The following is a 24,837-nucleotide window of genomic DNA, read 5'->3' on the forward strand; positions in this document are numbered from 1 at the left end:
CGCCCGTTTGGCACATGATTCAGCTTGCGCTGTATAGTTCAGTCCATGCTGACGCTTGCTTCCCGGCTCGACGCCATGAACCGGCTCGGGCGGGCCCTGGCCGATCCCACCCGGTGTCAGATACTGCTCTCGCTGCTCGACGGCCCAGCCTATCCGGGTCAGTTGGCCAAAGACCTGGAACTGAGCCGCAGCAACGTGTCCAATCACCTGACCTGCCTGCGCGGATGCGGGATCGTCGTCGGCGTCCCGGAAGGACGCCAGATGCGCTACGAGATCGCCGATGCACACCTCTCCTCGGCACTTGCCGAACTGCTCGGCGTCGTCCTGGCAGTCGACACCGGTGACGAGTGCGCCGACGACCACGCACCGGACAGCATGACGGCGGTGGAGATTCCATGACCACCGACGGAGTCGTGACACCACAACGCGCCACGGTGCTGCGTCGCCGGGTCCGGCTGGTCGTCGCCGCCACCATCACGTACAACGTGATCGAGGCCGTTATCGCTATCACCGCCGGCAGCCTCGCGTCGTCGGGTGCCCTGATCGCCTTCGGGCTGGACTCCACCGTGGAAGTGGTCTCGGCCGGTGCCGTCGCCTGGCAGTTCTCCGGGCGAGACCACGAAGCGCGCGAGCGCGTCGCGCTTCGGATCGTGGCGTTCTCGTTCTTCGCCCTGGCCGCCTACGTGACGTTCGACACGCTGCGTGCTCTGATCGGCGCGAACGAGGCCGACCACAGCAGCATCGGCATCACGCTGGCCACCGTGAGCCTGCTCGTCATGCCGTTGCTCTCCTGGATCGAACGCCGCACCGGGCGCGAACTCGGCTCGGCCAGCGTCGTCGCCGACTCGAAACAGACCCTGATCTGCTCCTATCTTTCGGCTGTCCTGCTCGCCGGCCTGGTGCTGAACTCGACGCTCGGCTGGTGGTGGGCCGATCCGCTGGCCGCCCTCGTCATCGCCGGCTTCGCCGTCCGCGAAGGCATGGAAGCCTGGCGCGGCGACACCTGCGCAGCCCCGGTCGGGGCGCTCCTCACCGACCCGGAGACCGACCTCGACGACGAGTGCGGCGACGGATGCACCGGAGCGTGCTGCTCCACTACCACCGAGAACTGATCGTACCCGTAGCACCCCTAGCCTCCTCGACCACGGCCGCGACCGCCAGCAGGCGCTCTTCCGCGAACCAGGAGCCGACGAGCTGCAACGACGCGGGAAGCTCCCCATCGGCGCGCGGCACCGGAAGTGCCGCCGCCGGAAGGCCAGCGAGATTCAACGGCACGGTCAGGTACGTCATCCTCGGGTGCTCGTCGGCGCGTGGCGGAGCCGTGCGCAGGGTCGGCAGCGCCAGGACGTGGTGTTCGTCGAGCAGCCTGCCCAGGCGCTCGCGCACCACCCGGCCCACGCGGCGACTCCGCACGACATCGGCCGCCGCCAGAGCCTCACCCGCGGTGATGCTGCGCACGTGACGCTCCTCGATCCGGTCGGAACGTTCGAGCAGGTGGCGATGGGCCCAGTAGCCTTCCGCCGTCATGATGTCGTTGGCCGCGCCGATCCAGTCGTCCCACTCGCGAATGAACACGTCGACATACGTCACTCCCGCGGCCGCGAGAGCGGCGTCGATCGCGTCGTCGACGGCGGGGTCGATGTCGGGGATCCGCAGCCGCGCCGCCGTCCGCGGGACCTCACTCCGGGACGCGATCTGGAAACCGGGCTCCATCAGGCTCATGCCCAGCGCGAGCCCGGCGACGTCGCGCGCCAGCGGTCCCACGGTATCGAGAGTCCTGGAGAATTCGACGACACCGTGCGTGGGAATCCGGCCAGCCGTGGTCTTCAGACCGGCAATACCGCAGCACGCCGCCGGCACCCGGACCGATCCCCCGGTGTCCGTACCGTAGGCGACATCCGCCTCGCCCCGCGCCACCGCAACCGCCGAGCCGCTGGATGAACCACCAGGCAGCCGCTCGGGATCGAGCGGGTTCACGGGCGTGCCAGTCCACGCGTTGGTGCCGTCGATGCGCCGGCAGAGCTCGACGAGGTTGGTCTTGCCGACGATCCGCGCTCCCTGCTGGCGAGCCGTGGCCACCACGGGCGCGTCGAGGACGGCGGGTTGTGCGTCCTCCGCGACGGCCCGGCATCCCGCCGTCGTCGGCGTGCCGGCCACGTCGATGCAATCCTTCACGGCCAGGCGCGGCCCGATCCCGTGCCCGTGCCCGGCGGCATCGGCATCGGCATCGGCATCGGCATCGAGCCGCAGTATCCACGTCGCGTCTGTCATCACGCGCTCGATCCTGCCGCACGACCGAAACAGCCCACAACGGACGCCCTGGGCTCAACTTGTTGGGTCTGCGGAACGTCCAGAAGGCTATTCAGGGCTCTGGACGTTCCGCAGACCCAACAAGTGAGTCCCCGCGCACAGAAGGCGACCCGACCCGGAAGCTCAGACCGCAGGAGCGGCCGGATCGGCGCCGCCGTAGCGGCGGTCGCGCCGTGCGTAAGATTCGATGGCGCGCCAGAAGTCCCGGCGGTCGAAGTCCGGCCACAAGGTGTCGAGAAACACCATCTCGGCATAGGCCGACTGCCACAGCATGAAGTTCGACGTGCGCTGCTCCCCCGACGAACGGACGAACAGGTCGACGTCGGGAAGATCGGGATTGTAGAGATACTTCGCCAGCGTGCGATCACTCACCCGGTTCGGCTTGACCTTTCCGGCAGCGACATCGGCCGCCAGCGCGGCGGCAGCGTCACCGAGTTCAGCCCGGCCGCCATAGTTCACGCAAAACTGCAAGGTGATGACGTCGTTGTGCCGGGTACGCCGCTCGGCGTCGGCCAGCTCGTCGATCACACTCTTCCACAAGCGCGGCCTCCGGCCCGCCCACCGGACCCGCACACCCAACCCGTCGAGCTCGTCGCGACGCCGGTGGATCACATCGCGGTTGAAACCCATGAGGAAACGGACCTCGTCAGGCGAACGCCGCCAGTTCTCCGTCGAGAACGCGTACGCGGACAAACACGAGATCCCGAGCTCGATGGCGCCGTGGATGACATCCAGCAGCGCCGCCTCGCCTGCCTCGTGACCCTTCGTGCGAGGCAATCCACGGCTGTTAGCCCAGCGGCCATTGCCGTCCATCACCAGCGCCACGTGCCTCGGGAGCAGCTCCGCGGGAATCTCCGGCGGTCTCGCGCCCGACGGGTGCGGCGTCGGCACGTCATACTGCCGGCGACGGGTCATGCCTGTTCCACCTCCGCATCACCGATCTCGCGATACAGCCGCTCCACTTCGCTGGTCGCGCTCGGCTCCTCACGCACTCCGCCGCCACCCCTCGTCCCTCGAGCCACCGACTCCGCTTGCTCGTCGCCTCGCCGCTCCACGAACTGGAGGGACCGCAATCCCCGCTCCAGATGCCACTGCAAGAACGCGGCCGTGATCCCGCTCGCGTCGCGCCGCGCCCGCGCATCGCTGGCGTCGGCAACGGGCCAATCACCCGTCAACAACGCGCTCAGCAACGCCACCGCCTCCGGCGACGGGACGACCGTACCGGGCGGGCGGCACGCGGTGCACACCATGCCGCCCGCCTGGACGGAAAACAGCCGGTGCGGGCCGTCGGCCGCGCATCGCGCGCACTCCGCGAAACTCGGCGCGAACCCGGCGATAGACAGGCCCCGCAGCACGAACGCGTCGAGCACCAGGCCGGCATCGTGCTCACCATGCGCGAGCGCGCGCAGCGCTCCCAGAAGCAGCAGGTAATGTTGAAGCGCCGGCTCCCGCTCCTCCGCCGTGAGCCGTTCGGCGGTTTCGAGGACGGCCGTGCCGGCCGTGTAGCTGCCATAGTCCGCGCAGATGGTCCTGCCGAAGGGGTCGAGTGTCTCCACCTGGGTGACGACGTCGAGGGTACGGCCCGTGGCGAGCTGAAGGTCGACGTGCATGAACGGCTCGAGCCGCGCCCCGAACCGGCTGGACGTGCGACGTACACCCTTGCCGACGACACGTATCCGGCCGTGGGCCCGGGTCAGCACGGTGATGATGCGGTCGGCTTCGCCCAGCTTCTGAGTCCGCAGCACGATCCCCTCATCACGGTAGAGACTCACGTCTCCATTGTCCGCCACCGCACCAACACGCGCCGACGCCCCCACTCCCCGGCCCGGCCCGCCCCAACCGATGATCATGAACACTACTCGCTCTATACGAACGACTAGTGTTCATGATCATCGGAGAAAGGGGGAGGGGGCGGGGTGGGTCGTCAGCAGGCTTTGACCCAGGAGCACTCGACGTCGCCGGGCTGCTCGACGGGCGGGGCCGGAACGCTGAACGTCCCCGTCGACGTCTCGCCCTCGCCGCCGTGCTCGGCCAGCCGGACGGCGATCCGGTCCTCCAGATCGCTCGGCTTGCCACTCAGATAGTTGTTGAAGATGATCGAGAACACCAGCTCCTGATCATCAGCGGTAGTCACGTAGCCAGACAGGGCCGTGGCGCCGGTCAGCGTGCCCGTCTTGGCACGCACGTTTCCTTCGGCCGCCGTGCCGTCCATCCGGAACCGCAGCGTTCCACCCTCGAACCGCTCCTCGGCACCGGCGAGGGGCATCGACTCGTACCAGGCGTCGAACCACGGCTCGTCCTGGATGCCACGCAGGAGGGCGATGAGCTGGTTCGGCGGGACCCAGTTGCGCCGCGCCAGGCCGGACCCGTCGGCGATGGCCATGTCGGATGGATCGACGTCCCAGCCTTGCAGCGCCTCGCTCACGGCCTCACGCCCGGCCGCCCAGGTACCGGCGTCGGAGCGCTCGCGTCCCATCGCCTTCATCAAGACCTCGGCGTGGCCGTTGTTGCTGAGCTTCATGAACGGGATGAGCAGCTCGCTCAGGGTCATGGACTCGTGTGACGCGAGCACCTCGGCGCCGTCCGGCGTCTCGCCCACCTCGACGTCGCCACGCACCGCGACCCCGCGTTCCTCCAGAGCGTCGTGAAAGACGTGCGCGGCCAGCCCGGTCGGTTCCCACACGGAGCGCCAGACTCGCGCCTGGCCACCGTCGGTGGCGATGGTTCCGGTGATGCGGATGGTGTTGCTTCCGCGATCCCGGTTGATGCCGATCGAGCGGCCCGTGCCGGCTTCTGTCGTCTCCGCCTCGTTGATGATCTCGACGTAGTCGTTGTCCGGAATCACCGTGACCTCGGGCTCGTCGCCCACCGTGCTGCCCGGATCCACCTTGATGATGACCGTGCCGGCGTCGTAGTCCGTGTCCGGGGCGATGCTCAGGGCCGAGATCTGTGCGCTGTAGTAGTACTGTTCGTCGTCCCAGTCCCAGCCGAGCCCCAGCCGGACGTCGTCGAACCACGTGTCGTCGGCGACGACGGCGCCGTGGACGCGCTGGATTCCCGCGTCCGCGATCTCGTCAGCCAGCGCCTCGTAGTCTTCGGCCAGCATCGTCGGATCGCCGGTTCCACGCAGGTACAGATCACCCGCGAGCACCCGCCCCCGCTGCTGGGCATCGGATTCTACCGTGGTGGTGAACGTGTAGTCGGGGCCGAGCAGCTCCATGGCGGCTGCCGAGGTGACCATCTTCTGGTTCGACGCCGGCATCAGCCGGTTCTCACCGTCACGGTCGTACAGGACGTCACCGGTCTCGGCGTCAGCGACGACGACCGAGGCCTGGCTGCCATCCATTCGGGGATCGTCGAGAATCTCGTCGATGTCGGCCGCGAGGTCGCTTGCGGCTGGCTCGTCGAACTGCTCGTCGGCGGATGGAAAGGCCGAGGGAACGACGTTGAAGGCGGCGACGAGGCCGCCCGCGGCGAGTGTGGCAACTACACCCCTGATCGAGCCGCGCATGTAACTCCTCCGCTCTCCGGAATTGGTCTATTGAGGTCTAGACCTTTCTGGAATTCTTCCGGTCATGTCAAGATATGAGCGGAAAAATTCTCGGCATCTGAGCATCACGGACATCTACGACGCCCCCGACTATCACGCACGATCGCCTCGGTGGGGCACCCCCGCGCCACACCGGAGGACGTCCGGTGCAGCGTGCCACCGGGCGCCCTGCTACTACACTGCTGCCGCACGTGCCGGCATCCCGAGGCTCGCTCACCGCCAGCACGAACGGTGTATCCCGACAGTCCTGGAGTGCCCGCATGACTCGCATCCCACGCCCCACCCCTGACGAGCTCGATGAGCAGCAGAAACGCCTGCATGCGGCCGTCACCGGCGGCGATCGCGCGAACGGTCCGCAGCTCTTCCGCCTGGCCGACGACGACGGCCGGCTCGAGGGCCCGTTCAACGCGATGCTTCTCAACCCCGCCGTCGGCGATGCCCTGCAGCGCCTCGGCGCGGCGATCCGCTACGAAGGACGGCTCTCCGACCGCTGCCGGGAGATCGCGATCCTCGCCGTCGCCGCCCACTGGCAATCCGGGTTCGAGCAGCGCGCCCACGAACCGATCGGCGCCCACGTCGGGCTGGCCGCAACCGAACTGGATTCCCTGCGCAATGGCGATCCCGTCGAGCTCGACGACCCGGACGAGGCCGCGGTGCTCCGGACCACCCGCCACCTCCTCCAGCATCTCGACCTCGACGACGACGCGTATCGCGCGGCGGCCGAGGCTCTCGGCCACGACAAGCTCTTCGAGCTCACCACCCTGATCGGCTACTACTCCACGCTGGCCTTGCAGATGCGCGTGTTCGCCGTCCATTGACCACGACACACACGAGTTGCCCGTAGGGTGGAGACGAGCGGCCACGACGTGGACCGCGCTCAGCCGGCAAGAGGGAGCGAGATGCAAGCCCCGTCCGGAGTGGTGTTTCCCCGTAGCGCCGGGGACACCCGAAGCACATCCGCGTTCGGCCGTGCCGTCGTGGCCGACGCGCTCCGCGGTGCCGACCCCGTTGGTGCGCGCGCAGCCGAGCACGAGGCCAACTGGCGCGCGAACTACCTCGTCCACTTCCGCCGCCTCGTCGAAGCGGGGCTCACCTCCGCGGACGCCGCACGTCAGATCGCCGCGGACGGGCTGGCGTCGCTGCACGAGCGCATGCGCGTCGTCACCGGCGACGAGGAGACGAGCCTGGCGGCGGCGCTGGATCACAGTGCCGAGCCGCTGGAAACCGCCGTCGTCTCCGGCGAGGGAACACCGGAACGCGAGCTCGTCTTGCCCTACCGAGGCCAGCGCCTTCAGGGCGACGACCTGGCACGTCAGCTCGACACCTGGGTTCGCAGTGGCGTGATCGAGCCGTCGTGTGCGGAGGCCATCCGCACGGTCATGGCCAACCCGGACTGGCTCGATCTGTCCGACCTGCAGATCGTCATCTTCGGGGCAGGTGCGGAAATGGGCCCGGTGCGTTCCCTGCTGCGCTGGGGTGGCGACGTCACTGCCGTCGACCTCCCCCGGCCCGGGATCTGGAACGGCCTCATCGAGACAGCCCGGCGCTACGCCGGACGCCTGCACCTTCCGGTGCGTACCGGCGACGGCAAGCTGGAAGACCGGGCAGGGGCGGACCTGCTGCACGAGCTACCAGCGCTGGCCGGTTGGCTGTCGCGTCTCGACGGCCCGCTCGTGCTCGGCAACTACGCCTACGCTGACGGCGCCACCCACGTGCGCGTCGCGATGGCCGTTGACGCCCTCACCGACCGTCTCGCGCGGGAGCGGGGCGAGGCGACACTCTCGTTTCTCGCGACGCCCACGGACGTGTTCGCCGTACCGGCGGACGCGGTCGAGCACTCGGTCCACGCCTACGAGAAGCGGTCCAAGCTGAGCATGATCCGGCGCCCCCTGAAGATCGTGTCCGGGGGCCGGATGCTGCAACGCAACTACGCTCCCGGCGCCGATCCCGGCATCTGCGACAGCCTGGTTCCCCAGCAGGGACCGAACTATGCGCTGGCCAAACGGCTGCAGCGGTGGCGCGCGACGACCGCACACGCGCACGGCGCGACGGTGAGCCTGAACGTCGCACCACCCACGCGTACCCGATCGGTAACCAAGAATCGAGCGTTGTCCGCGGTTTATGCCGGCGCGCATCGCTTCGGTGTCGAGGTGTTCGAGCCCGGAACGGCCAACACCCTCATGGCCGCCCTCCTCGTGCACGACCTGCGACGTCCGGCGCAACCGCGGGAGCATCCCTGGCTGGACGAAGCCGCCCAGGCGGCACACGGCGGGCTGTGGCGCATCGCCTACGCACCCCGCAGTGCGCTCGGCCTGGCGGGAATCGTGGGCCTCACCGGTGCCCGCACCTGAGCCACCTCGGCAGCTTTCCGCTGGGCACCCGGTCCCCGGCTGTACACCACCGCCACCAGGATGCGACGATCACGCTCGAGGGTCACGGCCCGGGGAGGTTGCGATGGCTGTCCACGAGATCCGGATCGACCGGTCGAAGGCACTGGCAGAAGAACCGGCCACCGGTCACAACCGCTGGCATCCCGCCATTCCACCTGCCGTGCGCTGCGCCCCCGGAGATGAGGTCGTCCTGGAGACGCGCGACGCCTTTGACGGCCAGCTGACGCCCATCGACACTGCCGACGCCGTCGCCGCCGCTGACCTCACCCGGGTGCACCCGCTGACCGGGCCCGTGCACGTGGATGGCGCCGAACCTGGCGACCTGCTGGAGGTCGAAATCCTCGACGTCGAACCGGAGCAGTGGGGCTTCACCGTCCAGGTGCCCGGTTTCGGGTTCTTGCGTGACGAGTTCCCCGACCCGTTCAAGGTCGATTGGGAGCTCGCCGACGGGTGGGCGGTCTCCGAAGACCTCCCCGGCGTGCGCATCCCGGGAGCGCCGTTCATGGGCACCATCGGCCTGGCGCCGGGGCACCAACTGCTCGTGGACACCACGGCTCGCGAGCAAGAGCTGATCGACCGGGGCGGCATGGCCATGCCGCCGGCCCCAGAAGGGGCCGTACCCAGCGATCCGGAGATCGCGACCACGGCCCTGCGGACGGTGCCGCCCCGCGAGCAGGGTGGCAACATCGACATCAAGCAGCTCGGCGCCGGCACCCGGCTGTTCTTGCCGGTCGACACCCACGGGGGCCTCTTCTCGGCCGGTGACGCGCATTTCGCGCAGGGCGATTGTGAAGCGTGCGGGACCGCCATCGAGATGGGCGCCACGCTTCGCGTACGTTTCGACCTCCGCAAGGGGGAGGCGAGCGCGAAGGGAATTCGCGACCCTCAGTTCGCGCGTGAAGACTACTTCTTGCCCCCGCAGTACGCCGCGCCGCGCCGGTTCTTCGCCACCACCGGAATCTCGGTGACCCGGGACGGCCGGAACGACGGCGAGAACACCACGATCGCCGCCCGCAACGCCTTGCTGAACATGATCGATCATCTCGGTGAGCGCGGCTGGACCCGGCAGCAGGCCTACGCGATCTGCAGCGTCGCCGTCGATCTCAAGATCAGCCAGCTGGTCGACGTCCCGAACATGCTCGTCTCCGCGTTCCTGCCGGAGGACATCTTCACCGGCTGACGGGCCGGACGCCGCGCTGTCACACGTCGTTCGCGCGCCGGCCGGATAGCTGCTCGACTTGCAACAGGAGCGCCGAATGATCGAGGTCGCCGTGTCCCTGGGCGCGCAGCGAGGCGACGAGTGTCGCCGCGAGCGCACCGACGGGGATGGCCACGCCGGTCTCGCGCGCGGCCGCCGTGACGATCCCCAGGTCCTTGTGGTGCAGGTCGACCCGGAACCCCGGGGCGAAATTTCCCTCCAGCATCGCCGCACCCTTGCGCTCCAGGATGGCGTTGCCGGCCAGGCCGCCCGAAAGCACCTCGACGGCACGCTCCCGGTCGACACCGTGGGCGTCGAGGAACACGAGCGCCTCGGAGACCACTTCGAGGATGCCCGCGACCATCAGCTGGTTGGCGGCCTTCACCGTCTGTCCGCTGCCGGCGGGCCCGACGTGCACCACGGTGGTGCCCATGGCGTGCAGGATCGGTTTGACCGAGGTGAATGCGTGCTCGTCGCCGCCCACCATGATCGACAGCACGCCGTCTATCGCTCCCCGCTCACCCCCGCTCACCGGCGCATCGAGCACCCGGTTTCCCCGTTGCGCACCGGCCTCGGCCAGGCGGCGGGCGACGTCGGGCCGGATGGTGCTCATGTCGATCACGGTCGCTCCGGGTGACAGGTGCGCGAGTACGCCAGCCGAGTCACCATCGTCGCCACCTCCGGCCGCATCGTCACCGCGGGCGTCCTCGCCGGAGGCCTGGCCCAGCAGCACAGCCTCCACATCCGGCGAGTCCGGCAGCATCGTGATGACCACATCCGCACCGGCCGCTGCTTCCACCGCTGATCCGGCACGTCGCCCACCGGCGTCGACGAGCGGCTCGACCTTCGCCGGGCTGCGGTTGTATCCGACGACGTCAAAGCCAGCACGGACGAGGTTGGCGGCCATCGGGCCACCCATGACCCCGAGGCCGATGAAGCCGATCGTGGTGGTCATCGTGGGTTCCTCCGGTCAGGAATCGGGCATGCTCTGAACACGTTCCCGCGCCCGGGTGAGCATGGCGATCGGATCGGGATCGTCACCGAGATGTTCGAGAGCGATCCATCCGTCGTAGCCACCCGCACGCAGGTCGCCCACCCATGCTTGCAGGGGCAGCTCACCCGTCCCGGGCGCACCCCGGCCGGGCGCATCGGCCACCTGGACATGGGCGACGTGGTCCCGGTGATGCTCGATCGCCGCGGAAACGTCGTCGCCGTTGACCGCCAGGTGGTACATGTCGAGCAGGAGGCCGAGGTTGCTCACGCCGGTCTCCTCGCGCACCCGGCCGGTGACGGCGACGGCATCAGCGGCCGTGCGCAGTGGGTAGTGCTCGGCACCGCTCACCGGTTCGACGAGCACCGTGGCACCGATCGAGCTCAGCTCGCCGGCGGCGTAGGCGAGGTTTCGCACCCCCAACGTGTCCTGCTCCGCCGGGGACGCCGCCGGCTGGCGGTTTCCGTACAACGCGTTAAATACCTGGCATCCGAGTGCCGCACCGATCCGGCAGGCGGTCTCCACGCTGGCCCGCAGCTCGTCCTCGCGGCCCGGCCACGACATCACGCCCCGGTCTCCACCGGCCATGTCGCCCGCGAACAGGTTCAGCCCGGCCAGCTGCAATCCGGACTCGCCGACATTGTCGACGAAGCGCTCGACCTCGGACTCGTCGGGCGCCGCCGTGGTGAACGGCCACCAGAATTCCACGCCGTCGAAACCCGCGTCCCGCGCCAGGGTCAGGCGTTCGGGCAGCGGATATCCCTTCAACATGATCGAACAGTTCACGGCGTAGCGCGGCATCGTCGCCCTTCCCTGGTCCCGATCGTTCCAGCCTCGATCACGCTCGTACAGGCAGCTCCTGCGCTATGGCAGGACCAGCTGGCCGTCGACGCGCCGGGGGATGCCGGGCCCGGCGTCACGCAGCTCTTCCGGCAGTGCCGGCTCCGGGGCGTTCTGCCAGGCCACCGGACGCAGGAAACGCCGGACAGCGGTGGGGCCGACGGACGTGTGCAGCGTGTTGGTCGACGGCCACGGCCCGCCGTGCTGCTGTGCCCAGGTGACAGCGACGCCGGTGGGAAAGCCGTTGTAGATGAACCGCCCCGCCTTGTCCCGCAGGACGTGCACGGCGCGTTCCGGCAGCTCGGTCTCGTCCCGCCCGGTGTGCACCGAGGCAGTGAGCGACGCCGGCAGCGACGCGAGCGCCGATGTGAGCTCGTCGACGTCGCGGTAACGGGCGACGACCGTCACCGGCCCGAAGCACTCCTCCGTCACCTCCGGCTCCAGGCCAGCCGCGTCGGTGAATACGAGCTGCGGAATGGTCGCGAACCCCTGCGCCGGAAGCTCCGCGTCAAGTGCGACGACCTCGGTTCCTTCGACCGATCCCAGCCGCTCGATCCCGGCGCGGTACGAGGTGGCGATCCCCTCGTTGAGCATCCACTGCGGCCCGAGCTCGCGCAACGCCACGCGCATCGACTCGACCACGGCGTCACCATCGGCACCTGCCGGAACGAAGACAAGGCCGGGCTTGGTGCAGAACTGCCCGGATCCCAGCGTTGCCGAGCCGACGATGCCGCGCCCGATCTCGTCCGGGCGCTCGCTCGCGGCGTCGTGCGTGACGACGAGCGGGTTGAGACTGCTCATCTCGCCGTAGAACGGGATGGGCTCGGGACGGCGGTTGATGATGTCCATCAGAGCGCGCCCACCACTGAGCGAGCCGGTGAATCCCACGGCCCGGATCACCGGATGCGCCACCAGCGCCGCGCCGGCATCCAGACCGTGAACGAGCGAGACGGTGCCCTCGGGCGCGCCCGACTCCCGGGCGGCGCGCTGCAAGATCTCGCCACATATCACCGACGTCTCCGGATGCGAGCCATGCGCCTTGACGACGACGGGGCACCCCGCCGCCAGGGCCGACGCGGTGTCACCGCCGGGCACGGAGAACGCGAGGGGGAAGTTGCTGGCACCGAAGACGGCAACCGGGCCAGTGGGCACGAGCATGCGGCGGATATCCGGGCGCGGACCCATGGGCGTGTCACCGGCATGATCGATCATCGCCTCGACGTAGCTGCCCTCGTCCAGCACCTCCGCGAACAGCCGCAACTGGTAGCACGTCCGGGTCAGCTCGTTCCCCAGGCGCCCCTCCCCCAGAGCGGTCTCGCGGTCTCCCGTCGCGACGATTCGTTCCCGTTCCGCTTCGAGAGCGTCGGCCATTGCCCGCAGCATCGCCGCACGGCCCGCACGCCCCATCGCCTCCAACGCGGGAAACGCCGTCTGGGCCTGCTGGCAGATCCAGTCCACCTGCTCGGCCGCCGTCTCCTCGGCGACGGCACCGCCGGCGGATCCGGTCCGGGGGTCGATGCTGACCACGGTAGTCACGATTCTCCTCCACTGCCCGAACGAGTTCTCGTCGTCGGCCAGCCTAGTCTCCCCTTAACGATCACCGAACGGGGCCGGGGAGGGGCCGGCCGGTGCCGCAACGACACCTGCAGCGACGAACGCGAGTGGATCCGAGATCCACCTGGACTGTCCAGAGCGCGCCGCCGGCGGAGTCAGCCCGACGCGCGGTTGGCCGCGCTGACGATCGCCTTGAGCGACGCGGTGACGATGTTCGCATCGATACCGACGCCCCAGTAGACCTCGCCACCGACCGAGCATTCGACGTACGCGGCTGCTTTCGCGTCCGCGCCCGACGTCATCGCGTGCTCGGCATAGTCCAGGACACGTATCTCGTATCCCACACCGCGCAAGGCGTTGACGAACGCGTCGATCGGGCCGTCCCCGCTGCCTTTCAGGCTGCGCCGCTCGCCGCCGACGTAGATCCCCACCTCGAGCTCGTCTCGCTCGCCTGCCGCCGACGACGTGTGCACGGCGTTCAAGGTCAGTGGCGTGGTGCGTTCCAGATACTCGGCGGCGAAGATCTTGCCCATGGCCTCGGGATCGACCTCGCCGCCTTCGCCGTCCGTGTACTCCTGCACGACGTTGGAGAACTCCATCTGCAGCCGGCGCGGCAGATCCAGCTGGTGTTCGGACTTCATGACGTAGGCCACGCCGCCCTTGCCGGACTGCGAGTTCACCCGGATGACCGCCTCGTAGTTCCGGCCCACGTCCTTCGGGTCCACGGGCAGATACGGAACTTCCCAGCGGACATCGTCGACGGGCGTGCCCGCCTCCTTCGCTTCCCGTTCGAGCGCGTCCAGCCCCTTCTTGATGGCGTCCTGGTGGCTACCGGAGAACGCCGTGTAGACCAGATCTCCGCCCCACGGATGCCGCTCGGGTACGCGCAGCTGGTTGCAGTACTCCACGGCGCGGCGGATCTCGTCGATGTCGCTGAAGTCGATCTCGGGGTCGATGCCCTGCGTGAACAGGTTCATGCCGAGCGTGACGAGGCAAACGTTGCCGGTACGCTCGCCGTTGCCGAACAAGCAGCCCTCGATCCGTTCCGCGCCGGCCTGCAGCGCGAGCTCGGCGGCAGCGACACCGCACCCGCGATCGTTGTGCGGGTGCACGGAGAGGATCATCGACTCGCGATGGGGGAGGTTGCGATGCATCCACTCGATGGAATCCGCGTAGACGTTCGGCGTGGCCATCTCGACGGTGGCCGGCAAGTTCACGATCATCTTGCGATCCGGCGTGGGCTGTAGCACCTCGGCCACGGCGCCACAGATCTCCGCCGCGTAATCCAGCTCCGTACCGGTGTAGGACTCCGGCGAGTACTGCCAGTAGATCTCCGTGTCCGGAGTGATCGCCTCGGCGTACTTCCGGGCCGCGCGCGCCCCGTTGGTCGCGACGTCGGTGATGCCGTCGCGGTCCATGCCGAAGACCACGCGGCGCTGCACGACCGACGTCGAGTTGTAGATGTGCACGATGGCCTGCTTCGCCCCGCGCAGCGACTCGAACGTGCGCTCGATAAGATGGTCCCGGCACTGGGTCAGCACCTGGATGAAGACGTCGTCGGGGATCCGGTCGTTCTCGATGAGCTCGCGGACGAAGTCGTAGTCGGTCTGGCTCGCCGCCGGAAAGCCGACCTCGATCTGCTTGTACCCCATCCCGACCAGCAAGTCGAACATGCGGGACTTGCGGTCGGCGTCCATGGGATCGATCAACGCTTGATTGCCGTCACGGAGATCGACGGCGCACCACTGGGGAGCCGCCTCGATCCGTCGATCGGGCCAGGTGCGATCGGGAAGTTCGACGGTGATCTGCTCGTGGAACGGGCGGTAGCGATGCACCGGCAGGCCGGAGGGTTGTTGTCGAGGCGGCCAGGTTGCAGCGGTATGCACGGAATTCATGGAAAAAGACTCCTGTATGGGTGCGGGTCAACGATGGGCGCGACCGGCAGCGCAAGACCACCGCGGCGAGGAAGCCGGTCTAGCGGGCCTCACCGCGGCAGCTAAGAAGAAGGAGTCCAAAACGCCGCACGGAACAAGACTGTACGCCACGCCCCGGCCACGACGCGACCCACCTCCGGTAATCGCCGGGCAGGTGTCACCCGGCAGGGCCGACCAGCTGGGGCAGGAGTTCGCTGATCGGTTCCCGGAGCACCGCATCGGCCCGGCCGTCGTACGGGGTCGGCTGAGCGTTGATCACGATCAATCGCGCACCGGCCGCGAGCGCGTAATCGCACAGGCCGGCGGCCGGGTAGACCGAAAGCGAGGTGCCAAGGGCCAGGAACACATCGCAATCCCGGCTCGCCTCGGTGGCCGCTGCCAGCACCTCGGGATCGAGCATCTGGCCGAAGGAGATCGTCGCCGATTTCTGGATCCCGCCGCATTCCCGGCACGCCGGGTCCTCGTCACCGGCCCGGACCCGTTCGAGCACCTCCGGCATGGGAGTGCGCAGCCCGCAGGACAGGCACGCCACCCAGTGCACCGTGCCGTGAATCTCGATCACATTCTCCGGCGACGAACCCGCCGCCTGGTGCAAGCCGTCGATGTTCTGCGTGACGATGGCGCGCAGCCGGCCGGAGCGTTCGAGATCGACGAGTGCGTGGTGGCCGGCATTCGGTTCCGCGCTCCAGGCGGGGTGGTGGAGCCGCTCCTGCCAGGCGCGGCGGCGCACCTCGGGATCGGCGAGGTAGTTGTCGATGGTGAACATCGCCTGTGCCGCCGGGTCCTTCGTCCAGAGTCCTTGCGGACCCCGGAAGTCCGGGATACCCGACTCCGTGGAGATGCCCGCCCCCGTCAACACTGTCACCGTGTCGGCACTGGCCAGCCAGCGCCCGACAGCACGCGTCGTCGCCTCCTCCATGCCCCCAACGTACCTTTTCCGAATGATCATGTTTGGTACGTTTCCTCGGGCCGTAACACGTCTGCAGTCGTGGTATGGCCCGAGGAAACGTACCAAACATGATCATTCGGAAAACGGGTTACTGGGGGTTCGATTCGGGGTAGTAACGGTCGAGCATCGCCAGACCGATCGCCGCCCTGCGTACCCTCTCTCTGGCCGTGCTGATCGCCAGCTGTTCGAGATGGCCGCCGGACGGGTAGAGGTTCGGCGCATTGCGCACGGCGAACTTCACGTAGATCGGCGCGGCCACGCGCACCATCTCGGGCAATTCGTAATGCCGCACCGGCGCCCCGAAATCGTCGGCGCCTTCGATGTAGACGTCGAGCGGCACCGTCACCGCTTCACGGATCGCGGCGATGTCGGCCACTGGCAGATCAACCGGAAGGTTCAGGGTCGACGCGCCAATGTCCTGCAGCACACGTGCGGTCGCGGGATTGGCTACCGGCAACGTCACCGACACCTTCAGGACGAGGTCGGGCGGCAACTCGCCCGCGCTCTTCATCCGTGCGAGCACCCACAGCTGCCCGATGTCGGCCACGAGTACGCTGCGGACACCGAGTGCACATCCGCGCCGGACGTCCTCGATGCCGTAGACGAGCTGATCGGTACCGCGCAGGCTGGCACCCACCACACGGCCGGTCGCCGACGTGACTTGAGCGCCGACGTCCCACGCGGCACGCGGACCGGTGAAGAGCGACACCTCGATGTCGTGCTCGCGTCCGAGCTCGACCATGCGGGAGATCTCGGCGTCGGTGAGGAGCATGATGCCGCTGCCCTGGCTGACCCGGTGGACCCGGATACCGTGCTCGTCCGCCGCGTCGAGTACGGCCTCGAACGCTTGCGGGCCTTCCACAGACGGGATCTCGACGCGGAACCGGGCGCCGTCGTCGAACCGGCTCGCCGACGTGTCAGGCGCCGGCTGGTCACCCCTGGCGAGCCCGAGCGAGGCCAGGAACGATCTCGTGGCGTGCATGCCGCGGTCCCCCGTCATCGTGCCGGCCGCAGCCGGATGACGTTCCAGCTCACCGCCGGCAGGACGAGGGATGCGGTCCCGCCGTCAGCAGTGCTTTCCGCCCTTCGAGGGCTTACCCGATTCGGCTCGTCTCGTGTATTGGCCGCGTGGATGTCGCCGGCCAGCACGACGTGTTCGACGGCGCGAGCGTCCGAAAAGGCGCGGTGACCCACGGTCAGCTCGACCGGCTCGTCCGGGTGGCGGTTGACCGCAAAGACGACGATCTCGTCGGATTCGGGTTCGTGCGTCGCCACGGCGTGTACCACCGGTGTCTCGCCGAATCGTTCGTTGACGTAGGTGGGGCTCGACGGCTCGACCCGCAGGACCCGTCCCCGCGCCAGCTGAGCGGCGTGGCTGAACGGGTAGAACGTCGTTTGCCGCCAGGACGCACCGTTCGGCTCGGTGCGGATCGGCGCGATCGCGTTCACCAGCTGTGCCAGGCACGCGATCGCCACGCGATCGCTGTGCCGGAGCAACGCGATGAGCAGGCTTCCGACGACGACGGCGTCGGCGACGTTGTAGGTGTCCTCGATCAGCCGGGGCGCGATCGGCCAGCCGTCGGGAGGTCCCTGCTCGTGCCACGCGGTTTGGTACCAGACGTTCCACTCGTCGAAGGACAGGTTGATGCGCTTGGTGTTCCCCGTTCGCGCCCGGACGTGATCGGCGGTCGCGACGACGCTCTCGATGAAGTCCTCCATGTCGACGGCCGACGCGAGGAAGCTGCCGAGATCACCGTTGTGCTGCTGGTAGTACGCGTGCAGCGAGATGTAGTCGACGTGCTCGTAGGCATGTTCGAGCACGGTCGCCTCCCACGTGCCGAACGTCGGCATGCTCGAATGCGAGCTGCCGCAGGCGACGAGTTCGAGCGACGGGTCGATCATGCGCATCGCCCGCGCGGTCTCGGCCGCCAACCGGCCGTACTCCTCCGCGGTCTTGTGACCGATCTGCCATGGCCCGTCCAGCTCGTTCCCGAGGCACCACAGGCGCACGTCGAACGGCTTCTCGTAGCCGTGCGCGATGCGCAAATCCGACCAGTACGTTCCGCCCGGATGGTTACAGTACTCCAGCAGGTCACACGCCTCCTGAACGCCACGCGTGCCGAGATTGAGCGCCATCATCGGTTCGACACCCGCCCGTCGCGTCCACGTGGCGAACTCCCCAACTCCGAAGGCATTGGTCTCCCGCGAACGCCACGCCAGATCGAGCCGTTGCGGACGGGATTCCACCGGGCCGATGCCGTCTTCCCACCGGTACCCGGATACGAAGTTGCCACCGGGGTAGCGCACGACCGACACGCCCAGCTCGCGCGTCAGGTCGAGCACGTCGCGGCGGAAGCCGTCGCCGTCGGCGTTCTCGTGCTCCGGCTCGTAGATCCCGGTGTACACGCACCTGCCCAGATGCTCGGCGAACGAACCGAACATCCGCGGCGGCACATCGGCGACCTGAAAGTCGGGGTCGAGGGTGAGACTTGCTGTCAGCACGAGATGATCACTCCATTGTCGCGACGACGGGCCAGCCATCGGCCCAGTCCATGCTTCTGATCTGCATCCGGATGACGCCGTCCGCATCAGCGTCGTAGTAATGGTGAATCAGGTAGTGAATGCCGAATTCGACGTGCACATCCTGTCCACCGGGCCCGATCTGGTTGCCCTCGCTCTCCAGGATCACCGTCCCTCCGCCGTCCATGAGTGCAGTCCCGTCCCGATCGACGTACGGGCCGGTGACGGAGGTGGACCGGCCCACCGCGATCTTGTACGTACTGTCCGTGCCAGAGCAGCACTGGTCCCATGATGTCAGCAGGTAGTAGTAACGACCGCGACGGAAGATCGTCGGCGCCTCGATGGCGTTCGGCGGCACGCCGCGATCGGCCAGCGCGTGGAGGGGGCCGACGGGCTCGGTCATCGATGCGAGTTCTTGCAGTTTGATACCGCTCCAGTGGGAGCCGAACGCCATCCACCACGTGCCCTCGGCCCGGAACACGTGCGGGTCGATCGCGTTGAAATCGTCACCCTCCCGGGAGGTCACGACGGGGCCGTGGTCGACCCAGCTGTCCAGATCACCCGGATCCCGGGTCGAGGCAACACCGATCGCGGAGGTGTTCGAACCGAACGACGACACGGCGTAGTACAGGTAATATCGGCCTGCCCGCCGGACGACCTGCGGCGCCCACAGATGATTCGGCTCGTACTCGTGCACCCACTCGGGCACGGCGATCTCACCCATGGATTCCCACGGGCCGCCGAGCTCCGGGGAACGACGCACGAAGATCCCACCGGGATCCTCCGGATCACGCAAGATCCCGGTGGAGAAGACGTAGTACGTGTTGCGATCCTTGACGATCGCCGGATCGTGCACCGGATCGTCCACCTCGCCGGGCACGAAGTCACCGATATCGCCGGTCATCTCGAGGACGCCACGCGGCGGGCGCGGCGCCCGGGAATCGGGTTCTGCCTGGGCGAACCCCATCGTCGCCACCAGACATCCACCCAGCACCAGCACGCGTGCCGCACGCCATGCCCGGGCCCGGCGGCATGCCCATGCCACCGCTCGCCGAAACGCCGGAAGACCGTCCGTTCTGTCACGACCCGTCCACACGGTTTACTCCTCCCTGGTACGTGCTCACTTGGCGCCCGTACCGAACTGGCCCAGACCGTTGATGAACTGCTTGCGCATCAAGAAGAACAAGATCATTATTGGCACGACGGCGAGGACTGCTGCGGTCATGACGAGATCCCATCGGGGCCGGTAGAGGCCCACCAGCGTGGTGATGCCGACTGACAGCGGGAAGTTCGACTCGCTGCGCATGACGATGAGCGGCCACAGCAGATCGTTCCACTGTTCGAGCGAGAAGATGATCGCCAGCGTCGCCAGAGCCGGCTTGACCATCGGCACGACGATGCCGAAGAAGATCCGGTATTCCGAGGCACCGTCCACGCGGGCCGCATCGAACACTTCCTGTGGCAGGCCCAGCATGTACTGACGCATGTAGAAGAGCCCGAACGGATGCGCCAGCATCGGCAGGATCACACCCAGATGGGTGTCGATCAAGCTCAACTCGATCATGAGCAGGAAGAGCGGGATCAGCAGCAGGTGGAAGGGCAGCATCTGCGATGCCAGGATGCTGACGAAGATGGTATTCCGGAACGGAAACTCGATCTTGGCGAGCGCGTAGGCGGCCATGGTCACCACCACCATCGAGCCGATCGCCGAGCCCGCCGTGAGGATGATCGAGTTCATGAACCACGTGCCGATCGGCGTCTCCTGCGCCAGCGCCCGGAAGTTGTCGAGGGTCAGCGTCGAGGGAAAGAAGCTGCCGGCGTCGGCGAAGATCCGATTGGAGGGGCGCAGGGCACTGATGAACAGCCAGTAGAACGGGACAAGAAAGATCAGGGCGACGACGCCGACACCCGCCGTGGCCAGAACCTTCTTGTGTCCACCCGGAAACCGGCGCCGACGGCCGTCCGGATACAACGTGCCCGGCCACCGCTGCTCGACGCCGTCGTCCGGCGGCGACGGGTGGATCTGGACATCACGGGGAGCCGACGTGTCCACCTGCGTCTTGTTCTCGGGATTCACCAGCGCTCAATCCTTCTTGAAGAAGCCGAACAACTTCAGCACGACGATTGACAGGGCCATGATGATCAGCGCCAGCACGACACCGATCGCGGAGGCGTAGCCGAGCTGGAACGATGTGAAGGCCGTGCGATAGAGGTGGACGACGATGCTCAGGCCGCCCTGGCCCGGTCCGCCCCCGGTACCCCACAAGATCAGCGGCTCGACGAAGAGCTGGAATCCGCCGAACAAGGTGAGCACGGTCACGAAGAGGATGATCGGCTTGGACAGCGGCACGGACAGGTGCCAGAACTTGCGCACCGGTCCGGCCCCGTCGACGGACGCGGACTCGTACAGCTCGTTCGGAATGTTGGACAGACCGGTCGTGAAGTAGATGATGTTGATCCCGGTCCACCGCCAGGTCGCCATGATGATCATTGCCGGGACGGCCAGGTGGCGTGTCTCCAGCCACCCCTGTTCGGGAACGCCGAACAGGCCCAGGAAGCTGTTCAGCAGGCCGTTGGTGGCCAGCAGCAACGAGAAGACGACGCCGACGACGACCAGCGATGTCAGCACCGGCAGGAAAAACGCGGACCGGAACATCGCCTGCCGGGCCACCAGCTTCGAGCGCAGCACGGCCGCCAGGACGAACGGCAGCGGAATGAGGATCAGCAGCGTTCCAACGGTGTACAGCGCCGTGTTCTGCAATGCGGTCAGGAACGTGCTGTCGGTCAGGAGCCGGCGATAGTTGTCCAGGCCGGCCCATTCGCTCACGCCGATGCCCTCGATGTCCTGGAAGCTGAGCACCACGGCATAGCCGACCGCGTACACCCGGAACACCACGAACAGGGCGAGGAACGGCAGCAGGAAGACCGCAGCCACGACGGGCGGGCGGTGAAAGAACGGGGGTTTCGGCTTGCGGGCACCACTCCGTGCCGCCCGCGTCGTCGTCGCTATCGACATATCCGCACCTTCGTGACGTGGAGCCGAGTGATCGTCAGGCCGGGCGTGATCCCGGCATCAGTCCATCGCTTCGACTTCTTCCGTCGCCTTGCGCAGAGCCTCCTCCGGCGACGCGCCCTCTTCAACGACCTCATAGGCGACGGTCTCGCGTAGCTGGACGATGGCTTCCGGGTACCGCGGCCCGGTGTACTCGGGCGCGAGCCGGTCGAACATGTCCCTGAGGTTGGTCATCACCGGCTCACCACCGAACCAGGGGTCCGGCTCGGTGAGCGCCGGGTCGTCGTAGACATCGGTGCGGAACGGGTCGAAGCCGAGCTCGGTCCACAACGCCACCTGCGAGTCGTACTCCAGCTTGGCAAACTCCAGGAACTGCTTCGCCGCGTCGAGTTTGTCCTCGTCGATCTGCGTCGTGATCGCCGTGCCGGTGCCGCCGCCCATGGTGCTGATGAACTCACCGGACTCGAACTCGGGCAACGGGCGGATGAGCATGTTGCCCTCCGTCTCCGGCATGAAGTCCTTGAACCGCGTCACGTACCACTGCGGCATCCACACGGACGCGTAGGCACCGTCGTTGAGCGCCTCGTAATAGGAGGTCTCGTGGTGCATGCCACCTTCCGCGACCTCGGCGATCTCGTGTTCGTGGACCATGTCCGAGATCAGCTGCAGCGCTTCGACGTTCTCCGGGCTGTCGAGTATCAGCTCGTTGTTCTCGTTGTACGTGCCGCCGCCGTTCTGCAACATCAGTCCGAGCACCGAGAACCGGTCCGTCGTCTCGATCGACGTCATAGCGGCGTCGGTGTTCTCGACCACCTGCTCGCCGGCCTCTATATAGTCGTCCCACGTCACGATGGAGTCGACATCGACGCCAGCCTCCTCGAGGATCTCGTTGTTGTAATACATCACCCAGGTACCGAGGTGGTAGTCGATCCCGTACTCGACACCGTCCAGCTGATACGGGGCGGTGCGCTCCTCCACCAGCTGGTCGCGATGTTTGTCCACCAGGTCCGTCAGCGGATGCAGGGGGACGTCACCACGGAGGAATGTGGCGAAGCGCTGGATCTCGATGTCCACGATGTCCGGCGCGCCCGAACCCGATTGCAGGGCAATCAACAGCCGGTCGTGCATCTCCTCGAAGTCTGCCGTCGACGCGTCCAGGATGATGTTGTATTCCGAGTTCTGCTCGTTGAACTCCTCGGCTCGCGCCATCATGAAGTCCGTGTGCGCATCGACGAACGTCCAGAACTCCAGCTCGACGTCCTCGCCCTCGTGTTCGGGATCCGCCTCCATCGCCTGCCGCTCGGTGTCTTCGCCCTCTTCCAGCTCCGCGATACTGTTCCCGTCCTCACCGGCACATCCGGCAGCCACGAGCGCGAGAACGGCGAAGACGGGCACCGAACCGAGCCACGGCCGACGACTTCTTGTTAGCGCTAACATTTTGGGATCCTCTCGCCTCTCGACTGCCCCGCCGCTGTGTTTCGTCCGGCACCAGATTCTCGGCCGTTCCTGCTGACGACCTCGAAGAATGTGCCGGCACTTGGAGATCACGTCCGGGAGATGTGGACGATCTGGATGCTAGTTGTGATCCCAGTCACGGTCAAGGTATCAGATGAGTTTCTTTGCCAATCCGTAACAGTACCGAGGGAAATCGGGCCACATGCATGTCAGATACGACGTCTCGCAGCAATCAGGCAGCACGGTATTCTGTGTTGCGGACAATACTTATCAGATAAGTAGCCATCCAGGTGTTACTGAAAGCATGCCCCTCCCGCCGTCACCCGCGTCCTCGGGCCGCCTGAAAGGAGTGCCACCGCTGAACGCACACGAGCGTGTCGTCGACCACCTCGAACACTTGGTCTTCGGCGAACTCGCACCTGGCTCGCCCCTGCCATCCGAATCCCAGCTGGTCGAGCAGCTCGGAGTCAGCAGGCTCACCGTCCGCGAGGCCGTCAGATCGCTGCAAGCGCGTGGGTTGATCGAGGTCCATCGCGGCCGCCGGCCCGTGGTCGCCCGCCTGAACACATCCGCGATCACCGACTTCTTCGCCTCCAGCATCCGCCGCGATCCGCGCAGCGTCCTCGACCTGCTCGAAGTTCGCCGGGGCCTCGAAGTCCAGACCGCTACCCTGGCGGCTGGCCGGATGAACCGCACGGCTGCGACCTCGATGACAGAGAGCCTGGACGCGATGCACGCGTCCCTGGATGATCCGGACGCCTTCGATTCCGCCGACGTGCGCTTCCACGAGGCACTCGCCTCCGCGAGCGGGAATCAGGTCCTCACGTTCCTCATCGAGGCGATGGCATTACCGTTGCGGGAGAGCAGGAGGCAGAGTCGCCACGGTCACCTCGCCCGCGGCCGTCCGCTGGTCGCGATCATCGAGGAACACCGGCGCATCCTCGAATGCGTGCTGGACGGGGACGCCAAGGGCGCCGCCGAGGCCATGCAGGCACATCTCCGCCAAACCGAGCGATCGCTGCACATGACGCTGGATCTACCGCTCGCTGGCAACGGCAGCGAGCCCGGCCCGGCCGCGACCCCGCGGCCCTCGTCCGCTCCGGCGGACGAGCAGAACTGATGGCCGGGCCCGCACTGAGAGTCAGAAGCCGAGCCGGCCCAGCTTCTTGGGATCGCGCTGCCAATCCTTGGACACCTTGACATGAAGGTCGAGATAGACCGGCGTTCCCAGCAATCGCTCGATGTGCTTGCGTGCGGTCGTGCCGACCTCACGTAGCCGCGCGCCCTTGCGGCCGATCACGATCGACTTCTGGCTGTCACGTTCGACGAAGATGTTGACGTAGATGTCGAGCAGCGGCCGGTTCTCGGGCCGATCTTCGCGCGGCTGCATCTCCTCGACCACCACGGCAATCGAGTGGGGAAGCTCGTCGCGGACACCTTCGAGCGCCGATTCGCGGACCAGCTCCGCGATCAGTTTCTCCTCGGGCTCGTCCGTCAGCTCCCCCTCCGGATACAGCGGCGGACCGGCGGGCATCTGAGCCAGGAGGAGTTCGGTCAGCAAGCCGACCTGGGTACCGGTCGTCGCCGAGACGGGAACGATCTCCGCCCAGTCGATCTCGAGTTCGACGCCGAGATCGGCAACCGCGGCCAGATGCTCGGCGAGCCGGCTGTCGGATACCAGATCCATCTTGGTAGCGACCGCGATCCTCGGCGTCGACGTGATCCGCGCCAGCTCCGCTGCGATGTAGCGATCGCCGGGCCCAATGCGCTCGTCGGCCGGAAAGCACATCGCGATGGCGTCTACCTCGGCCCATGTCGTGCGCACGAGGTCGTTGAGCCGCTGTCCCAGCAGTGTCCGGGGACGATGAAGTCCAGGTGTGTCCACCAGGATGAGCTGGCCGTCGTCGCGATGGACGACACCGCGGATCGCGTGCCGCGTCGTTTGCGGCCGAGTCGAGGTGATCGCCACCTTCTGCCCGACGAGCGAGTTCATCAAGGTGGACTTGCCTGTATTCGGCCGCCCGACGAAGCAGGCGAACCCGGAGCGATACTCGGCCCCTTCTGGGCCGCCGTCGAGTTGAGTCACCCGTCGAGTATCCCAAACCACCCGCCCCCGTCCCCATGATCATGAAC

At 67.3% G+C, this 24,837-nt stretch carries 22 protein-coding genes; 6 read left to right on the forward strand and 16 right to left on the reverse strand.

Going from position 1 to position 24,837, the window contains the following annotated elements:
• The first annotated feature begins 45 nt into the window (after window positions 1-45).
• Both cmtR and DPM12_RS17855 read left to right on the forward strand, forming a co-directional pair.
• Window positions 46-399: a Cd(II)/Pb(II)-sensing metalloregulatory transcriptional regulator CmtR gene (gene cmtR, locus DPM12_RS17850; protein ID WP_112259706.1), complete on the forward strand. Its 354-nt coding sequence runs from the start codon at window positions 46-48 to the stop codon at window positions 397-399.
• Entirely contained in the window at window positions 396-1,112 is a 717-nt protein-coding gene (locus DPM12_RS17855; RefSeq protein WP_112259707.1) for a cation diffusion facilitator family transporter, read from the forward strand. The genes cmtR and DPM12_RS17855 overlap by 4 nt, the downstream gene beginning before the upstream one ends.
• Here DPM12_RS17855 and DPM12_RS17860 read toward each other — a convergent pair.
• From DPM12_RS17860 to dacB, 4 genes are all read right to left on the reverse strand, one after another.
• A complete protein-coding gene (locus DPM12_RS17860) occupies window positions 1,096-2,304 on the reverse strand; it encodes an amidase (protein WP_342778810.1) in 1,209 nt (402 codons plus the stop codon). The genes DPM12_RS17855 and DPM12_RS17860 overlap by 17 nt on opposite strands.
• A 129-nt stretch (window positions 2,305-2,433) precedes the next feature.
• Window positions 2,434-3,225 (reverse strand): isoprenyl transferase, encoded by a 792-nt coding sequence (locus DPM12_RS17865; protein WP_112259709.1) that lies wholly within the window; start codon window positions 3,223-3,225, stop codon window positions 2,434-2,436.
• Window positions 3,222-4,082, reverse strand: coding sequence for a DNA repair protein RecO (gene recO / locus DPM12_RS17870; protein WP_164465307.1), 861 nt, complete (start codon window positions 4,080-4,082; stop codon window positions 3,222-3,224). The genes DPM12_RS17865 and recO overlap by 4 nt, the downstream gene beginning before the upstream one ends.
• A gap of 152 nt (window positions 4,083-4,234) precedes the next feature.
• Window positions 4,235-5,821, reverse strand: a complete 1,587-nt coding sequence (dacB, locus tag DPM12_RS17875; protein ID WP_112259710.1) for a D-alanyl-D-alanine carboxypeptidase/D-alanyl-D-alanine endopeptidase — start codon at window positions 5,819-5,821, stop codon at window positions 4,235-4,237.
• Between the two features lie 299 nt (window positions 5,822-6,120).
• Between dacB and DPM12_RS17880 the strand changes: the two genes are divergently transcribed.
• The 3 genes from DPM12_RS17880 (at window position 6,121) to DPM12_RS17890 (ending at window position 9,430) form a co-directional block, all read left to right on the forward strand.
• Window positions 6,121-6,678: a carboxymuconolactone decarboxylase family protein gene (locus DPM12_RS17880; RefSeq protein WP_112259711.1), complete on the forward strand. Its 558-nt coding sequence runs from the start codon at window positions 6,121-6,123 to the stop codon at window positions 6,676-6,678.
• Window positions 6,679-6,759: 81 nt separating this feature from the next.
• A complete protein-coding gene (locus DPM12_RS17885) occupies window positions 6,760-8,211 on the forward strand; it encodes a hypothetical protein (protein ID WP_112259712.1) in 1,452 nt (483 codons plus the stop codon).
• A gap of 103 nt (window positions 8,212-8,314) precedes the next feature.
• Window positions 8,315-9,430, forward strand: coding sequence for an acetamidase/formamidase family protein (locus tag DPM12_RS17890; protein ID WP_112259713.1), 1,116 nt, complete (start codon window positions 8,315-8,317; stop codon window positions 9,428-9,430).
• 19 nt (window positions 9,431-9,449) lie between these two features.
• Here DPM12_RS17890 and DPM12_RS17895 read toward each other — a convergent pair whose 3' ends face one another.
• From DPM12_RS17895 to DPM12_RS17945, 11 genes are all read right to left on the reverse strand, one after another.
• Complete coding sequence (locus DPM12_RS17895; protein ID WP_112259714.1) at window positions 9,450-10,403, reverse strand: NAD(P)-dependent oxidoreductase; 954 nt, start codon at window positions 10,401-10,403, stop codon at window positions 9,450-9,452.
• Window positions 10,404-10,418: 15 nt separating this feature from the next.
• The gene (locus DPM12_RS17900) at window positions 10,419-11,240 is read right to left on the reverse strand and encodes a hydroxypyruvate isomerase family protein (protein ID WP_112259715.1); all 822 of its coding nucleotides are present in this window, start codon (window positions 11,238-11,240) and stop codon (window positions 10,419-10,421) included.
• Between the two features lie 63 nt (window positions 11,241-11,303).
• Window positions 11,304-12,815, reverse strand: a complete 1,512-nt coding sequence (locus DPM12_RS17905) for an aldehyde dehydrogenase (NADP(+)) (protein ID WP_112259716.1) — start codon at window positions 12,813-12,815, stop codon at window positions 11,304-11,306.
• Window positions 12,816-12,988: 173 nt separating this feature from the next.
• Complete coding sequence (leuA, locus tag DPM12_RS17910) at window positions 12,989-14,728, reverse strand: 2-isopropylmalate synthase (RefSeq protein WP_112259717.1); 1,740 nt, start codon at window positions 14,726-14,728, stop codon at window positions 12,989-12,991.
• 196 nt (window positions 14,729-14,924) lie between these two features.
• On the reverse strand, window positions 14,925-15,686 hold the full coding sequence (locus tag DPM12_RS17915; RefSeq protein ID WP_112259718.1) for an SIR2 family NAD-dependent protein deacylase: 762 nt from the start codon (window positions 15,684-15,686) through the stop codon (window positions 14,925-14,927).
• Between the two features lie 118 nt (window positions 15,687-15,804).
• Entirely contained in the window at window positions 15,805-16,698 is an 894-nt protein-coding gene (locus tag DPM12_RS17920; protein ID WP_112259719.1) for a U32 family peptidase, read from the reverse strand.
• A gap of 14 nt (window positions 16,699-16,712) precedes the next feature.
• Window positions 16,713-18,257, reverse strand: a complete 1,545-nt coding sequence (gene arfA / locus DPM12_RS17925) for an arabinosylfuranosidase ArfA (protein ID WP_112259720.1) — start codon at window positions 18,255-18,257, stop codon at window positions 16,713-16,715.
• Window positions 18,226-19,332, reverse strand: coding sequence for an arabinan endo-1,5-alpha-L-arabinosidase (locus DPM12_RS17930; RefSeq protein WP_211659105.1), 1,107 nt, complete (start codon window positions 19,330-19,332; stop codon window positions 18,226-18,228). Before DPM12_RS17930 ends, arfA begins: the two co-directional genes overlap by 32 nt.
• A 24-nt stretch (window positions 19,333-19,356) precedes the next feature.
• The gene (locus DPM12_RS17935) at window positions 19,357-20,313 is read right to left on the reverse strand and encodes a carbohydrate ABC transporter permease (RefSeq protein WP_112259721.1); all 957 of its coding nucleotides are present in this window, start codon (window positions 20,311-20,313) and stop codon (window positions 19,357-19,359) included.
• A 6-nt stretch (window positions 20,314-20,319) separates the two neighbouring features.
• Window positions 20,320-21,252 carry a carbohydrate ABC transporter permease gene (locus DPM12_RS17940; protein WP_112259722.1) on the reverse strand — a complete coding sequence of 311 codons (933 nt, stop codon included), beginning with the start codon at window positions 21,250-21,252 and terminating at the stop codon, window positions 20,320-20,322.
• A gap of 57 nt (window positions 21,253-21,309) precedes the next feature.
• Entirely contained in the window at window positions 21,310-22,686 is a 1,377-nt protein-coding gene (locus tag DPM12_RS17945; protein WP_112259723.1) for an ABC transporter substrate-binding protein, read from the reverse strand.
• 367 nt (window positions 22,687-23,053) lie between these two features.
• On the opposite strand from DPM12_RS17945, the gene DPM12_RS17950 reads away from it, so the two are divergent.
• Window positions 23,054-23,824 (forward strand): FadR/GntR family transcriptional regulator, encoded by a 771-nt coding sequence (locus DPM12_RS17950; RefSeq protein WP_158542941.1) that lies wholly within the window; start codon window positions 23,054-23,056, stop codon window positions 23,822-23,824.
• A gap of 21 nt (window positions 23,825-23,845) precedes the next feature.
• Here DPM12_RS17950 and era read toward each other — a convergent pair whose 3' ends face one another.
• Window positions 23,846-24,790: a GTPase Era gene (gene era, locus DPM12_RS17955; RefSeq protein ID WP_112259725.1), complete on the reverse strand. Its 945-nt coding sequence runs from the start codon at window positions 24,788-24,790 to the stop codon at window positions 23,846-23,848.
• Window positions 24,791-24,837: the final 47 nt, after the last annotated feature.

Origin of the sequence: Phytoactinopolyspora halophila, from assembly GCF_003287285.1 — a bacterium.
Taxonomy (GTDB): domain Bacteria; phylum Actinomycetota; class Actinomycetes; order Jiangellales; family Jiangellaceae; genus Phytoactinopolyspora_A; species Phytoactinopolyspora_A halophila.